Origin of the sequence: Staphylococcus auricularis, from assembly GCF_001500315.1 — a bacterium.
GTDB lineage: Bacteria > Bacillota > Bacilli > Staphylococcales > Staphylococcaceae > Staphylococcus > Staphylococcus auricularis.
The window spans coordinates 1-403 of the sequence record NZ_LLER01000049.1 but is presented as its reverse complement, the minus strand read 5'-3'; the positions used below and the strand labels follow the sequence as shown (position 1 = coordinate 403).

At 47.4% G+C, this 403-nt stretch carries 1 rRNA gene; it reads right to left on the bottom strand.

Features of this window, described 5'->3' with window-relative positions:
- Positions 1–403, bottom strand: a 23S ribosomal RNA gene (locus APS80_RS10445); the annotation flags it as partial.

The following is a 403-nucleotide window of genomic DNA, read 5'->3' as shown; positions in this document are numbered from 1 at the left end:
CTTAACCTTGCATCAGATCGTAACTCGCCGGTTCATTCTACAAAAGGCACGCCATCACCCATTAACGGGCTCTGACTACTTGTAAGCACACGGTTTCAAGTTCTATTTCACTCCCCTTCCGGGGTGCTTTTCACCTTTCCCTCACGGTACTGGTTCACTATCGGTCACTAGAGAGTATTTAGCCTTAGGAGATGGTCCTCCTAGATTCCGACGGAATTACACGTGCTCCGTCGTACTCAGGATCCACTCAAGAGTGTATAGCTTTTCGACTACAGGATTATTACCTTCTCTGATGCATCTTTCCAGATGCTTCGTCTAAGCGATACATTTCTAACTCTAAAAGAGTGTCCTACAACCCCAACAAGCAAGCTCATTGGTTTGGGCTCTTCCCGTTTCGCTCGCC